The sequence below is a fragment of the Acinetobacter sp. ANC_7504 genome (assembly GCF_056779995.1).
Map to the genome: position 1 here is coordinate 26,808 of NZ_JBWYIZ010000001.1, position 14,346 is coordinate 41,153.

Here is a 14,346-nt window from a genome sequence, read left to right on the forward strand (position 1 = left end):
GACCAAAGGCTTAAATAGTGCTTAAGACTTGTTTGGTGTTAAGTTTATGTAATTATTTGATATTTTTTTAAAAAATGAGTAATTTCTTTTTCATTTTTAAATTTTATGTTTGGTATTTATAGTTAAAATATTCATTTAAAATAAAAACTTAATTAAAATATGAGATCAATTCTCATCATCGAAAAATCAAATGAACATCATTTAAAAATTACATAAATTGGCTTTTAATTGAGTAGTAAATAGACGAAATTTTAAAGTAATTCAATTTTTAAACTCATAAAATGAATTCAATGCTAAAGCCTTTGTCTATGATTTTTAATGAAAAATCTGGATTTCATGCCACCAATAATGATCAAATTTATGAACAACTTATGCATTATTGGACAGATCTAGGTTTTGAAATACAAGTTTTTGATATTGCTTCAGAAATGAGTGTTCAAGCACTCATCGAAAAAGTTCATCTTCGACATTTAAATCATGATAATCAGGGGGTGATTGTGGTTGCTGGCGGGGATGGAACGTTAAATTCTGTGGCTAATTATTTATTACATCAAACCATCCCTTTGGCAATTTTACCTTTAGGGACGTTCAATTATGTTGCACGGGTTTTGAATATTCCTTTAGATATTCTCGAAGCTGCAAAACTGGTGGTTGAAGGTAAGCCTAAAGCGGTACATGTGGCAAAAATTAATGATGCCATTTATCTAAATAATGCGAGTTTGGGTCTTTATCCATTGTTTATTAAAAAAAGAGAGTTATATAACCAAAAACTAGGGCGTCTACCATTACATGCCTATACTTCTGGCTTAGACGTGTTGATTCGTGATCGTAAAGAATTAAAGTTAGAAATTGAGGTGGATGGTGTAAATTATGCAGTTAAAACCCCTTTATTATTTTTAGGTAATAACCAACTTCAATTAAAAGAAATGAACCTCAATATCGCTAAAACGGCAGAAGAGGGTCGGGTTGCGGGAGTTGTACTTGCTCGCACGGATAAGCTGAGTATTTTTAAAACACTCATCCAACTCGTTCGTGGAAAATTAGATCAGGCAGCAGACGTATATAGTTTTAGTGCGGATCATGTGCGCATACGTTCTCATCAAAAAAAGATGACTGTAGCAATCGATGGAGAAATTATTCAACTGGATTCACCATTAGATATTCATGTTGAAAGAAATGCACTGACCTTAATGGTGCCACAATGATTTTACATTTGTCTGATTTGCATTTTGGGACTGAGCAACAAGATTGCTTAGATGCAATTACTCACTTTGTTGCAGAACATTTGATCGAAGCTGTTGTGGTCAGTGGTGATCTCACTCAAAGGGCAAGATTTTCACAGTTTTATCACTGCAAAAAATTTCTAGAAGAACTTAATGTTCCTTATATTGTGATTCCGGGTAATCACGATATTCCTTTGTTTCATTTATGGCGCAGATTTTTAAGTCCGTTTCATCGGTATAAGTTGTTTTTTGGTGAAATGGAACAGACCTTAGAAACTGAGCATTTTTATATTATAGGAATCAATACAATTCACCCTAAGTACCATACCAAAGGTCGTATTACTGAGTTTCAAATTCAGGAAATTGATCAAAAAATGAAATTGGCTCCTCAAGATAAATTAAAAATTCTGCTTACGCATCAACCTTTCTATAGTGGTGATCACGGTATAAATATGTCTAAAGATCGTCCTAAAAATACTGAAAAAGCCCTAAAGACATGGGCAAGCTCAGGGTTGAATGCAATTCTACATGGTCATTTACATGTATCTGCTGTTTATGATCTGAATAAGATTTTCCAACTTAATGCTCAACATCCAATATTGGATATTCATGCAGGTACCGCTACGTCACATCGTTTACATCATGACTTTTCTAATAGTTTTAATCTAATTGATGAAAAACTGAAGGTGCGTGAATATCGCTTTGATTCGAGATTTAAGAAATTTTATTTAGTTGCAAATCGGAATGAAGGCTAAATTATCGAAATGCCTAAAAAAAATACAAAAAATTAAATTTTTTTTCATTTTCCCCTTGAAGCAATTTTTTCCATCCCCACAAAAGTGACATCAAATAATTTTGGTGGTGATCTAAGGAAATTAAGATCACGACTATTAATCAAAAGACTTAGTCTGATGGAGTATTTTTATGAGCAACATTCGTCCATTACATGACCGTGTAGTAATTCGTCGTGTTGAAGAAGAAACAAAAACAGCTGGCGGCATTTTATTGCCAGGTTCTGCTGCAGAAAAACCTGCTCAAGGTGAAATTATTGCAGTTGGTAATGGTCAGATCACTGACAATGGCGTTCGCGCTTTAGATGTAAAAGTAGGTGACAAGGTATTGTTTGGTACTTATGCAGGAACAACTGTGAAAGTAGATGGCGAAGAACTATTAATCATGAAAGAGTCAGATATTTTAGCTGTTTTAGAAGGCTAATTGATTCTTTTTAATACTACTCATTTAATCAATCAGATTTAGTAATTTTAATAATATTCGGAGTCAAATATGTCAGCTAAAGACGTTAAGTTTGGTGATTCAGCTCGCACAAAAATGATCGCAGGTGTGAATATCCTTGCAGATGCGGTTAAAGTTACACTTGGTCCTAAAGGCCGTAACGTAGTTATCGATCGTTCATTCGGTGCGCCACACATCACTAAAGATGGTGTTTCTGTAGCGAAAGAAATCACATTAAAAGACAAGTTTGAAAACATGGGTGCTCAACTTGTTCGTGAAGTTTCTTCTAAAACAAATGACATCGCAGGTGACGGTACTACAACGGCAACCGTTTTAGCTCAAGCAATTTTGAACGAAGGGATCAAGTCAGTAACTGCGGGTATGAACCCAATGGATTTGAAACGCGGTATTGATATTGCAGTTAAAGCTGTTGTTGCAGATATTAAAGCAACAGCTAAACCAGCATCTGATTCGAAAGCGATTGAACAAGTTGGTTCGATTTCTGCGAACTCTGATACGACTGTTGGTTCACTGATCGCTCAAGCGATGGAAAAAGTGGGTAAAGAAGGTGTAATCACTGTTGAAGAAGGTTCAGGCTTTGAAGATTCTCTAGATGTTGTAGAGGGTATGCAGTTTGACCGTGGTTATATTTCTCCATACTTCGCAAACAAACAAGATACATTGACTGCTGAATTGGAAAACCCATTTATCCTTCTTGTTGATAAGAAAGTAAGCAACATCCGTGAGTTGATTACTGTTCTCGAGGCCGTTGCGAAAACAGGTAAACCACTTCTTATCATCGCTGAAGATGTTGAAGGTGAAGCACTCGCAACGCTTGTTGTAAACAACATGCGTGGCATCATCAAAGTATGTGCTGTTAAAGCACCAGGCTTCGGTGATCGTCGTAAAGCAATGCTTCAAGATATCGCGATCTTAACTGGTGGTACTGTGATTTCTGAAGAAATCGGTATGCAGTTAGATCAAACAACACTTGAACATTTAGGTACTGCACACAAAGTAACTGTATCTAAAGAAAACACAGTGATTGTTGATGGTGCAGGCGATGCGAATCAAATTGCTGAGCGTGTTCAACAAATTCGTGCGCAAATCGAAGAATCAACTTCAGAATACGACAAAGAAAAACTTCAAGAGCGTGTTGCTAAATTAGCAGGCGGTGTAGCAGTGATTAAAATCGGTGCTGCAACTGAAGTTGAAATGAAAGAGAAGAAAGATCGTGTAGACGATGCTCTTCATGCAACTCGTGCTGCTGTTGAAGAAGGTGTTGTTGCGGGTGGTGGTGTTGCATTAGTACGTGCAGCTAAAGCACTTGACGGTGTAACGGGTATTAACGATGATCAAAACGTAGGTATCAACATCCTTCGTCGTGCGATTGAAGCGCCACTTCGTCAAATCGTATCTAACGCAGGTGACGAACCATCTGTAGTGATTAATGCAGTTAAAAATGGCGAAGGCAACTTCGGTTATAACGCTGCGACTGGTGAATACGGCGATATGCTAGAGATGGGTATCCTTGATCCAGCGAAAGTTACTCGTTCTGCACTTGAGCATGCTGCGTCTGTTGCGGGCTTAATGTTAACAACTGAGTGCATGATTACAGAGATCCCAGAAGATAAACCAGCTATGCCTGACATGGGCGGTATGGGTGGTATGGGCGGTATGATGTAATTCATCCCACAGCCTAAAAAATCCCCGCTTTAAGCGGGGATTTTTTTGTCATCTGTCTGATAAATATTTGAATACTATTGTAAATATTGAATAAAAGCCTCGTAGAGCGCTAATCTAAAGGAACATTAACACCATGATTGGGGGTGATGATGTTAACTGTTCAAGAAAATCAAATCATAGAAGAAATTTATGAGGCTGCCTTAAAGCCACATCACTGGGAAAATGTTTTAAAACAGGTCGTGGAATTTACACAGAGTTCAACGGCGATCTTTACTTACTTGGATCAGCTTCGGCCCGAACAAAATTTTATTTACACCATTAATATCCCGATTGATGGAATTCAAAATTATCAAACGTATAACTTAGATGTCGTAGACATGCGTATTCATGGTGAGTTAATGAATACCTATGGATTAGAGCATGCCTATCAAATTGATTGTCGATCATATGCTGAAACAGATAATGAGGATTTGAAGAACTTTTATGAATATTGTTTAGTTCCTTCAAACATCTGTTATCTCAGTGGGGTATTGTTAGAGTATGGAAAATATAAATGGGGCGTGCTTGCGGTACATCGACCATCAGATGAAGCTGCTTATGATACTGCTGAATTACAAAGTTTAGAAAGACTCGCAAAACACTTTAGAAGAGCGATTCAAATTCATCGACAAATTAAGTTTCTTCAACATGATAGAAGTAATTACACCGAAATTTTAGATAAGTTGAATGTGGGTGTACTCATTGTTCAATCTGATTTAGAAGTTAGATTTGTGAATCAGTATGCGAAGGATTGTTTGAATGATACGAGTATGATTGAAATAGATTTGCATAACAGATTAAAAATAATCGAGCCTTATAATACTCAATTAAAAAAATTGGTGCAGAGCACATTCAAAAAGAATGAGCGTTATTCATTAGAGAGGCATGATCAAGAAGAAGTTGGGGGTGCAATGCAGTTATATAGCGATCGACATCAATCAGCTTACTTCATCACAGTCTCACCACTTAAGGTGCTGTCAGATTCAATGATCTTAGACAATAATCAAGTTGCATTATTCTTATCAAAAATGCAGGATCGAAAACGCTTGTCTAAAATATTACTGAAATCAACATTCCAACTGACAGCTCGAGAAATTGAAATTTGTCAGCATTTTATGGACGATCAGCATCTTGAAAATATTGCTTTGAAATGTGGGATTACGCTGAGTTCACTGCGGACATATCTGAAAACGATTTATCAGAAGTTAGGATGCTCCTCACAAGCTGAAATGATGCGGATTTTGATCGAATTTATTGATGCTTTTCAGCATATTGAATAATCCCCCTTTAACGAAGATGTTGAAGGGGGATAAAATTAATTCATTCTGGTCAGTGTAAATGTGCCTTCATCTGCTACGGTAAAGCTTAAACTTTGAGTAGAAATTTGTAATGGTAAGCCTAAATGCGCGTCTGTATCGGATAATCCAGCACAACCATTTGTATCAATGCTGAGGGGCGTGGTAACAAAGAGCTTGTTGTCGCGTAATTGATAACGACCATACTCAATACCAGGGCCACCACAAGGTCCATCATATGGATCTGGTTGATCATCGCCAATAGCATCTACCATAATGAAAGTGTTATTAGAATTAAATACGAAAATTTGTTTACCACTTGAGGACTGCCATGCGCCTACAATTCCACTATTATTTCGAGGAACTCGCGTAAATTCTGCACTTTCATCAAGATTATCATCATCAAAAATTTTGAGTTTAGAACCATTAAAAGATAGCCTTAATGAACGTGATTCCCCATCATCGAGAAGTCCCCAATCTTCATTGGTATCAATCACAGGCGTAGTACTATTTATGGAAGAAGTATAAAAGCTACCACTCAAAGCATCTAGATTTATTTTGGCGTATTCCATGCCATTTGAAGAACTATTGGGCTCACTTGGGATTGGTTCACCAAGCATATATTCGCCATTCTCTCCAATAAATAACACAATTTCAGACTCATTGTTTTTTGCATACCATACGCCTTGAATGTCTTTGAGCAGTGAGCTGCTAAAATGTTCTTTAGCTTGCTCTTCACTGACTACTGTATTGGAGGCAATTTCAGGAATATTGATAATTTGAGCTTGAAGTCGCTCTCTAAAATCACTCGTCGTATCGCTGAAATCAATCGCTGAAGGCGAGAGAGTTGAAACATCATCAGGGATTTGTATGGTTTCTTTATCCTCATCGATATCCAGTGATTGTAAAAAAATCAGTAGATTGATAATTCTCTTGTTACGTTCATCTGCATTTAAATCTTCATCCACGAGTTCATTTGGTGTCACACGAGCTAAGCCTTGTACAGTACCAATTTCGATATCACCAATTTTAAATGTAATGACATCTCCATCTTGATATTCAAATTCCCCATTTGCATTGGTTTTCTTCGCATTGTCATTATTGCCATTCACGATATACGTCGCACCTGCTACTGGGCTGTCAGTCAGTATTCCTATTTTAATCTGATCATCATTTTTTGCGGATTTATCCGAACCACCACAAGCTGCTAAACAGGTACTGAGCGCCAGTGTTAGAAGAGCTTTTTTCATCATTTCCCCCAAATCATTCGTATTTTTGTACCTTGAATATAGTTTTAACAAATTGAATATGACTATCCTCAAATTGGGAGGGGGTGATGGCATTAATGCTGCGTAATTTTAGAAGTTTTTTACTTTTGAGAAATTGCGCATATTTTTTTTGAAGGATCAGATAAGCGGTTCATAGGTGAGGGCTTCATATTCTCTTCTTAATTCAATCAATGTTGATCGTTTCTGTTATTAGTTCTTGTTTTTTTATTCATAGTCACTGAATATCAATTAAATTTTTATATATTTTAATGAAAACACTTTCTAGAATTCTTTTGACGGCTTAACGACTATGTTATCTAAGTTCTTTATTGAACGACCTATTTTTGCTGGCGTACTTGCGATTATTATCATGGCAATTGGTATATTTGCGGTGATGAGCTTACCGGTAGAACGCTATCCTGATATTGCTCCGCCAAGAATTACTGTATCAGCAACTTACACAGGAGCTGATGCCGAAACAGTTGAGGAAAGTGTCACACAGGTCATAGAACAACAAATTAAAGGAATTGATAACTTACTTTATTTTAGCTCTACCAGTAATGCATCTGGGAATAGTCGAATTAGTTTAAGTTTTGAAAACGGAACTGATCCAGACACAGCACAAGTCCAAGTTCAAAATAGCATTAATGGGGTGATCAATCGTTTGCCTGAAGACGTGCAGCGTCAAGGGGTCAATGTCTATAAATCCTTAGGTGACACCTTTATGGTGGTGGGGTTATATGACACTACGAACCAAAGTAATAATATTGCGTTGTCAGATTATTTGGCTGATCACATTGAACCAGAAATTGCGCGTGTAGAAGGTGTAGGTGAGGTTGATGTCTTTGGTTCTCAATATGCCATGCGTATTTGGCTAGATCCGAACTTATTGAAACAATATCAGTTGATGCCTAGTGATATTCGTGCCGCAATTGAAGCACAAAATACACAAGTTGCTGCAGGTGGAATCGGAGATTTACCGACAGTAGCAGACCAGTATCTTAATGCAAAAGTTACCGCTGGATCACGACTAAGAACAGTCGATGAATTTAAAAATATCATTGTCAAAGCGACTCCTGATGGAAGTTTTATTTATTTAAAAGATGTAGCACGCGTTGAGTTAGGTGCTGAAAATTATCAAGCTTTTAATACCATTAATGGATCACCTTCAGCAGGCTTGGCTGTTTCAATGTCATCTGGTGCAAATGCTCTTGCAACCTCAGCTAAAATTAAAGAAGTACTTGAGGACATTAAGAAAAAACTTCCTGAAGGCTATCAAATTGTCTACCCACGAGATAACACGCCGTTTGTTCAAGAGTCCATTAAAGAAGTTGTAAAGACCTTAGTTGAAGCCATTATCTTGGTCGTGTTAGTCATGTTTATCTTTTTACAAAGCTGGCGCGCAACACTTATTCCAACGGTCACGGTTCCAATTGTTATTTTGGGCACTTTCGCCGTCTTATTTGCACTCGGAATGACCATCAATACGTTGACACTTTTTGCATTAGTTCTTGCGATTGGATTACTTGTAGATGATGCAATTGTGGTGGTCGAAAATGTCGAACGTTTGATGCATGAAAAGGGGCTATCTGCAAAGCAAGCGTCTATCTTATCTATGCAAGAGATGACGGGGGCTTTAATTGGAATTACAGTGGTGCTAACTGCAGTATTTATTCCGATGGCTTTTTTTACAGGATCGACAGGGGTTATATACCGTCAGTTTTCAATTACCTTGATCGCAGCCATGTCGCTGTCATTGTTGGTCGCGTTAATTCTCACACCTGCATTGTGTGCGATTATTCTTAAACCCAAACAAAAAGAAGCAAAATGGGCGAAATGGTTTAACGCAAAAATGGAATCATTACGATTGCATTATCTAAAATGGGTTGAAAAAAGTCTGTCATTAAAATGGATCGTTTTAACCAGTTTTGCTGGGTTAATTGTGATTTTTGCTTTGTTTTATAAGTCGCTTCCAACCAGCTTTATTCCAAGTGAAGATCAAGGTTTTATCAGTGTCCAATTCAGTTTACCTGAAGGGGCACCTATGACAGAAAGTCAGCTTGTTGGTGAAAGTATTCGAGAATATTTTCTTGAACAAGAAAAACAGAATGTTAGGTTGGTTCAAATTCGTTATGGACGAAATTTTTCAGGAACGGGTCAAAATTTAGGAACAGGATTTGTAGCATTAAATCATTGGGATGATCGCCCGGGCGAGGCAAACTCTGCACAAGCCATTCGTGAACGAGCGATGGAGTTCTTTAGAAAAGACAGTCGCGCTCGGATTATGGTGAGTTTGCCAGGTTCTGTAAGTGGTCTTGGCGATACCAACGGCATCGAGTTTTGGCTGCAAGATTTAAATGGACAAGGACGACAGTATTTAGAAGATCAATTTCAAGAGCTAGAACGACAGGCAATCAACTTCACGACTTTTGAAAATTTGGGCAAACGCTCTAATCCAGATAAAGCCAAATTGAAGGTGAATATCAATCAAAAGTTAGTGATGGCGAATGGTCTTTCACAATCTGCGATTAACAGCACTTTGGCTGCAGCTTGGGGTGGTTCCTATGTGAACGACTTTATTGATCGCGGACGTATTAAACGCGTCATGATGCAGGGTGATGCCGAGTATCGTTCAAAGCCTGAAGATCTCAATTTATGGTCTGTACGAAACAATCAAAATCAAATGATTTCATTTGGTAATTTTGCCACTGTGGATTGGGATGGAGGCCCTGATGTGGTGACTCGTTTCCAAGGTTATTCCGCGCTACAAATGGAAGCAGACACTACAAAAAATGTGAGCAGTGGTGCTGCAATGCGTGATATCAAGTCTATGGTTGATCAATTAGATGGGGTTGGGCTAGCATGGAGTGGATTATCGTTTCAAGAGCAACAATCGAGTACACAAGCCATTTGGCTTTATCTCATCTCTGTTGGCTTTATCTTTCTATGTTTGGCTGCCTTATATGAAAGTTGGTCGATACCTTCTGTTGTGATTGCTGCTATTCCATTGGGTATTGGCGGTAATATTATTTTTAGTTGGTTGGTCGGATTTCCAAATGATATTTACTTCCAAATTGCGTTACTTACGACGATTGGGTTGTCATGTAAAAATGCCATCTTAATTGTTGAATTTGCGGCAATGGCTCAGGAGCGTGGAGCTAATGCGATTGCTGCTGCTTTACAAGGTGCAAGTTTACGCTTACGTCCAATTTTAATGACTTCAATTGCTTTTGGTGCAGGAGTTATACCTTTGGTATTTGCATCAGGTGCAGGTGCTGCCAGTCGTCAAGAAATTGGTGTCAGTGTCCTTGGTGGGGTAATTTTCGGCACAATTTTAGTTCTAGCCTTTATTCCCTTTATGTTTGTTATCGTTCGGAATATTTTCAAATATAAATCAAAATCAGCATCTGAAACTTAATGTGGTATCCGCAGTATAAAGAGTATGGTACTGCGGTTGATTTAATCCATTTTTAAATATCAGTTTTTGACAAGATCAATACGCACTAACATTTTCAATTAGTGTTAGCATGCCTTGCGTAATTCTAAACGATAATAAATGAAGCGATTATGGATCAAATTAAACAAGATCATAAAATTGAAGCATTACAACAAGCATTGATCAATTCTGATGTCGCTCAGATTGATCATATTGCGGATACGATTAATCCTGCAGATTTGGCTTTGTTTTTACAGCAATTAGAAATTGTTCAACAAATACAACTTATCCACCATTTAGAAAACGCAGCATATGTATTTGAGTTTTTGCCACTCAATCATCAAGTACAGTTGGTTAAAAAAATGGACGGCAAAAGTACAGTCCAGTTAATTGGTTCAATGCATTCAGACGCTCGAACTGATTTGTACAAAGCTTTACCGGATCAAATAAAAACATTTATTTTTGCGAATTTAGATCGAGAAACAAAGCAGCAAGTTCAAGCTTTGGCACTGTATGCTGAGGAAACAGCTGGTGCGATCATGACATCTGATTATGTCACTTTGCCATCAGACATCTCAATGCAACAAGCTTTAGATATTTTGCGCCACTCCGCCAAAGATACTGAAACCTTATATCTGATCTATATTACCAATCAACTTAAGAAACTTGAGGGTGTAATTTCTCTTCGAGAAATTGTGCAAGCACCTTTGGATAAAACGGTACAAGAAGTCATGACCACTGAGGTCATTTACGGACGGGTGGATGAAGATCAGGAATCAGTGGCAAAAAAATTAAGCCACTATGATTTTATCGCCTTACCCATTTTAGATCATGATGATCATCTACTCGGTATTGTCACTTATGATGATGCTATGGATGTATTCCAAGAAGAATTTACCGAAGACTTTTTGAAAAGTGGGGCGGTAGAGCTTAAAGAAAATATCAGTATTCGTTCAGCACCAATATTATTGTTATTTAGACAACGTGTTTTTTGGCTAGTGTTTCTGGTCTTTGGCAGCCTACTTTCGAGTATTGGGATCGCCCATTATGAAGACATCATTGCTGCGCATATTGTTTTGGTTTTCTTTTTACCTTTATTGGTTGGGAGTGGAGGTAACGCAGGCTCCCAATCTGCAACTTTAATGGTTCGAGCAATCGCAACTGGAGATGTGAAAGCCAAGGATTGGTTTGTGTTGCTTGGCCGTGAAGCGATGGTTGCTCTATGTCTGGGTGCAACGATGGCTGCAGCTGTTTCAATTCTTGGCTATATCCGTGGAGATATGATGGTCGCTTTAGTGCTTGCGATCAGTATGATGGGTATTGTCATGATGGGCTGTCTGATCGGGATGAGTTTACCATTTGTACTCAATAAACTAGGACTCGATCCCGCAAGCGCATCTGCACCCTTGGTCACTTCAATATGTGATGCAACTGGTGTATTGGTCTATTTATTTATTGCTTCACAACTCTTATTCTAAGGCTATGACTGATGGAGAATCTTTGCAGGATGTTGCTTAAATGACAAATAAAAATAAATTAACCCAAGCTGAAGTCATCAAAATGGAACGCGATCTTGCCAAGTTCGCAAACATGATGGATTCCGTCGTAAGAATTCCATTCACTAAACAAGGGGTAGGGGCTGATGCAGCATTGAGTACGATTCCTGTGGCGGGTGACGTAGCTGGATTTGTACTTACGTGTTATGCAGTATTACAAGCTCGAAAAATCGGTGTGCCCCAATCTAAATTGAATGGCGTGCTTAAACTTGCTGTGATGGATGGTGTAGTAGGTTTAATCCCTGTTGCAGGTACACTCTTTGATGTGTTTATTCGACCGAGTCGCAAGGCTTTAGATGTGGTTCATGATCATATCCGTGAAGAATATCAGATTCATTCTGACCATCATGTGGTACACCCATTTTTACATGAAAACTTAGAGCGTAAACAGCAGAACTCTGCCTTCTGGCGAAATCCTGTCGTGGCATGGATTTGGATTCATATTCCTGATTTACTGGGTCTTCTGTTTTTAATTATTTTTGGTGTTGCCTTATGGTTTGGCGTCACGTTCTTATGGCAATGGTTTCAATCTATTTAAAGTCTTATAAATTGAGTCCATTAAAAAAGCCTCCCTATGGAGGCTTTTTTTAGAAGCAGATTAAGGACAATCAAGTTGTTGTAATGCTGCTACACGTTGCTCAATTGTTGGGTGTGTTTGGAATAGTGCAGCAAGGCTGAATCCTTCTTCACGACCTGATGAAATTGAGAAAGCTTTCATTTCTTTAGGCATTTGATCTGGCATTTCAGTTTCTGCTTGTAAGCGAAGTAATGCACTGATCATCGCTTGTTTACCCGCTAAACGCGCGCCAGCCTCATCAGCACGATATTCACGATAGCGAGAGAACCACATGACAATTGCCGAAGCAAGAATACCGAATACGATATCTAACACGATTGTAATGAGGAAATAGCTCCAGCCCGGTGCTTCACCTTCTTCACGACCAAATACGTTGCGATCTACAAAGTCGCCGACGATACGCGCGAAGAACATCACAAACGCGTTGACTACACCTTGGACTAAAGCAAGGGTGACCATGTCACCATTAGCAACGTGACCAATTTCATGCGCCAACACTGCACGTAATTCATCTTTATTCATGCGTTCCAATAAGCCTGTTGAAACAGCGACTAAAGCATCGTTTTTGTTCCAACCAGTTGCGAAAGCATTTGATTGATAAGATGGGAAAATACCAACTTCTGGCATTTTAATACCAGCACGTTGAGAAAGTTGTGCCACTTCATTGAGTAACCATGCTTCCGCTTGGTTGCGTGGAGCATTGGGATCAATTAACTCTGTACCTGTGGTTTTCTTTGCAATCCACTTTGACATGAATAGGGAGATTAAAGAACCCACCATACCAAAGACAAAACAGATCACAAGTAAATTGCCAAGATTCAAGCCACCCGCGCCATGGTAACTACCGACACCGAAGAGTGACAAGATTATGCCAGCTACCACCAGTACCGCGAGGTTGGTCAGCAAAAACAAACCAATCCGCATCATCGAGAAAATCCTCTTATAAATAAAATTTAATAAGCTTTTTGAATTAAAAAACCTACGTCAAATATGCTTTCGAATAGGGAAAATTTCAAGAAAAAAATAAAAAATATAACGAAAAAAATTGAGATTAATTCGAAATATAGATCTTCGCTGATGCTGTGGCATTATTTGTAGAATATGAACCAGCTGGTGCGTCAGTAAAACTGCCATCAGCGGCCACAATAATTTGGCGAGGAGGTGACTTTGGTTTAGATGGTGCAGTCACTTGAGCTGATAAATTCTGATTGTTATAGCTCGGTGAACTTAACTTAGAGGATGCTGAAGCTGCATAACTATTGGTTGGATTTGAGCCTACACCATTGGCGTATAAATTATTGTAACGACTGAGTACACGTCTGACATAGTCTTGAGTTTCACGAAAGGGCGGAATTCCACCATATTTAGCAACATTTCCTTCGCCAGCATTATAACCCGCTAATGCCAATTGCGTATTGCCATTAAAGCGTTTCAATAGCCAAGCCAAATATTTTGCACCAGCGAAAATATTTTGTTCAGGATCATATGCATTATTGACATTAAATCGTTGTGCAGTCGCAGGCATCAATTGCATAAGACCCTGAGCACCAACAGGGGAGCGTGCATGTATATTAAAACCAGACTCTGTGTGCATCACCGCTTTAATGAGTCCTTCAGAAATGCCGTGTCGTTGAGCTGCTTGGCGAATATAGCCATCAAAGGCATTTCGATTTTTACTATGGCTTGGGAGAACAGATGCTTCGTTGCTTCCCCAATTGCTGTAACTATGAATATTGCTATCTGGATAGTAGGTTTTCTTTTCAACTTTAAGATGGTTGTATTTGTTTTTGCGGTTGGTCAGTACGGTAGTGCCGTTTGAATCTTTCAGCTGATAGATTGTTTGACCTGCAGAAGCCTGTGGCGAGAATATTAGAAAATTCACACACCCAAATAACGCTATGACTTTTATTTTATTTGTAGTTTTCATCATTCGAACACTATTTTTGTCCCTAAATGATATGTGGGTGATTTTCTGCAATGGAGATGTCTCTCGACTATGTAATGTTTTTTAACAATTCGTTGTAAAAAAATCA

11 protein-coding genes are annotated in these 14,346 nt (G+C 38.4%); 8 read left to right on the forward strand and 3 right to left on the reverse strand.

Going from position 1 to position 14,346, the window contains the following annotated elements; genetic code table 11:
- The first annotated feature begins 281 nt into the window (after positions 1–281).
- The 5 genes from AC1M9F_RS00130 to AC1M9F_RS00150 all read left to right on the forward strand — a co-directional run bounded on the left by AC1M9F_RS00130 (position 282) and on the right by AC1M9F_RS00150 (position 5,461).
- Positions 282–1,205, forward strand: coding sequence for a diacylglycerol/lipid kinase family protein (locus tag AC1M9F_RS00130; RefSeq protein ID WP_481589682.1), 924 nt, complete (start codon positions 282–284; stop codon positions 1,203–1,205).
- A complete protein-coding gene (locus tag AC1M9F_RS00135; RefSeq protein ID WP_481589683.1) occupies positions 1,202–1,978 on the forward strand; it encodes a metallophosphoesterase family protein in 777 nt (258 codons plus the stop codon). Before AC1M9F_RS00130 ends, AC1M9F_RS00135 begins: the two co-directional genes overlap by 4 nt.
- A gap of 169 nt (positions 1,979–2,147) precedes the next feature.
- Complete coding sequence (locus tag AC1M9F_RS00140) at positions 2,148–2,438, forward strand: co-chaperone GroES (RefSeq protein WP_004810787.1); 291 nt, start codon at positions 2,148–2,150, stop codon at positions 2,436–2,438.
- A gap of 69 nt (positions 2,439–2,507) precedes the next feature.
- On the forward strand, positions 2,508–4,142 hold the full coding sequence (gene groL / locus AC1M9F_RS00145; RefSeq protein WP_035266940.1) for a chaperonin GroEL: 1,635 nt from the start codon (positions 2,508–2,510) through the stop codon (positions 4,140–4,142).
- A 149-nt stretch (positions 4,143–4,291) separates the two neighbouring features.
- Positions 4,292–5,461, forward strand: coding sequence for a LuxR C-terminal-related transcriptional regulator (locus AC1M9F_RS00150; RefSeq protein ID WP_481596735.1), 1,170 nt, complete (start codon positions 4,292–4,294; stop codon positions 5,459–5,461).
- A gap of 35 nt (positions 5,462–5,496) precedes the next feature.
- Here AC1M9F_RS00150 and AC1M9F_RS00155 read toward each other — a convergent pair whose 3' ends face one another.
- On the reverse strand, positions 5,497–6,726 hold the full coding sequence (locus tag AC1M9F_RS00155; protein WP_481596736.1) for a hypothetical protein: 1,230 nt from the start codon (positions 6,724–6,726) through the stop codon (positions 5,497–5,499).
- Between the two features lie 328 nt (positions 6,727–7,054).
- On the opposite strand from AC1M9F_RS00155, the gene AC1M9F_RS00160 reads away from it, so the two are divergent.
- The 3 genes from AC1M9F_RS00160 (at position 7,055) to AC1M9F_RS00170 (ending at position 12,274) form a co-directional block, all read left to right on the forward strand.
- The gene (locus tag AC1M9F_RS00160) at positions 7,055–10,162 is read left to right on the forward strand and encodes a multidrug efflux RND transporter permease subunit (RefSeq protein WP_481596737.1); all 3,108 of its coding nucleotides are present in this window, start codon (positions 7,055–7,057) and stop codon (positions 10,160–10,162) included.
- 158 nt (positions 10,163–10,320) lie between these two features.
- On the forward strand, positions 10,321–11,658 hold the full coding sequence (gene mgtE / locus AC1M9F_RS00165; RefSeq protein ID WP_481597112.1) for a magnesium transporter: 1,338 nt from the start codon (positions 10,321–10,323) through the stop codon (positions 11,656–11,658).
- A 40-nt stretch (positions 11,659–11,698) separates the two neighbouring features.
- The gene (locus tag AC1M9F_RS00170) at positions 11,699–12,274 is read left to right on the forward strand and encodes a DUF4112 domain-containing protein (RefSeq protein WP_035266953.1); all 576 of its coding nucleotides are present in this window, start codon (positions 11,699–11,701) and stop codon (positions 12,272–12,274) included.
- 60 nt (positions 12,275–12,334) lie between these two features.
- On the opposite strand, the gene htpX is transcribed toward AC1M9F_RS00170, so the two are convergent.
- Both htpX and AC1M9F_RS00180 read right to left on the reverse strand, forming a co-directional pair.
- The gene (gene htpX / locus AC1M9F_RS00175; protein ID WP_035266954.1) at positions 12,335–13,240 is read right to left on the reverse strand and encodes a protease HtpX; all 906 of its coding nucleotides are present in this window, start codon (positions 13,238–13,240) and stop codon (positions 12,335–12,337) included.
- Between the two features lie 124 nt (positions 13,241–13,364).
- The gene (locus AC1M9F_RS00180; protein WP_481595671.1) at positions 13,365–14,222 is read right to left on the reverse strand and encodes a lytic transglycosylase domain-containing protein; all 858 of its coding nucleotides are present in this window, start codon (positions 14,220–14,222) and stop codon (positions 13,365–13,367) included.
- Positions 14,223–14,346: the final 124 nt, after the last annotated feature.

Bases quoted from the DNA above. Each gene is read 5' to 3' on its own strand.
- AC1M9F_RS00130 (WP_481589682.1), top strand. From the start codon at position 282: ATGAATTCAATGCTAAAGCCTTTGTCTATGATTTTTAATGAAAAATCT.
- AC1M9F_RS00135 (WP_481589683.1), top strand. From the start codon at position 1,202: ATGATTTTACATTTGTCTGATTTGCATTTTGGGACTGAGCAACAAGAT.
- AC1M9F_RS00140 (WP_004810787.1), top strand. From the start codon at position 2,148: ATGAGCAACATTCGTCCATTACATGACCGTGTAGTAATTCGTCGTGTT.
- groL (WP_035266940.1), top strand. From the start codon at position 2,508: ATGTCAGCTAAAGACGTTAAGTTTGGTGATTCAGCTCGCACAAAAATG.
- AC1M9F_RS00150 (WP_481596735.1), top strand. From the start codon at position 4,292: ATGTTAACTGTTCAAGAAAATCAAATCATAGAAGAAATTTATGAGGCT.
- AC1M9F_RS00155 (WP_481596736.1), bottom strand. From the start codon at position 6,726: ATGAAAAAAGCTCTTCTAACACTGGCGCTCAGTACCTGTTTAGCAGCT.
- AC1M9F_RS00160 (WP_481596737.1), top strand. From the start codon at position 7,055: ATGTTATCTAAGTTCTTTATTGAACGACCTATTTTTGCTGGCGTACTT.
- AC1M9F_RS00170 (WP_035266953.1), top strand. From the start codon at position 11,699: ATGACAAATAAAAATAAATTAACCCAAGCTGAAGTCATCAAAATGGAA.
- htpX (WP_035266954.1), bottom strand. From the start codon at position 13,240: ATGATGCGGATTGGTTTGTTTTTGCTGACCAACCTCGCGGTACTGGTG.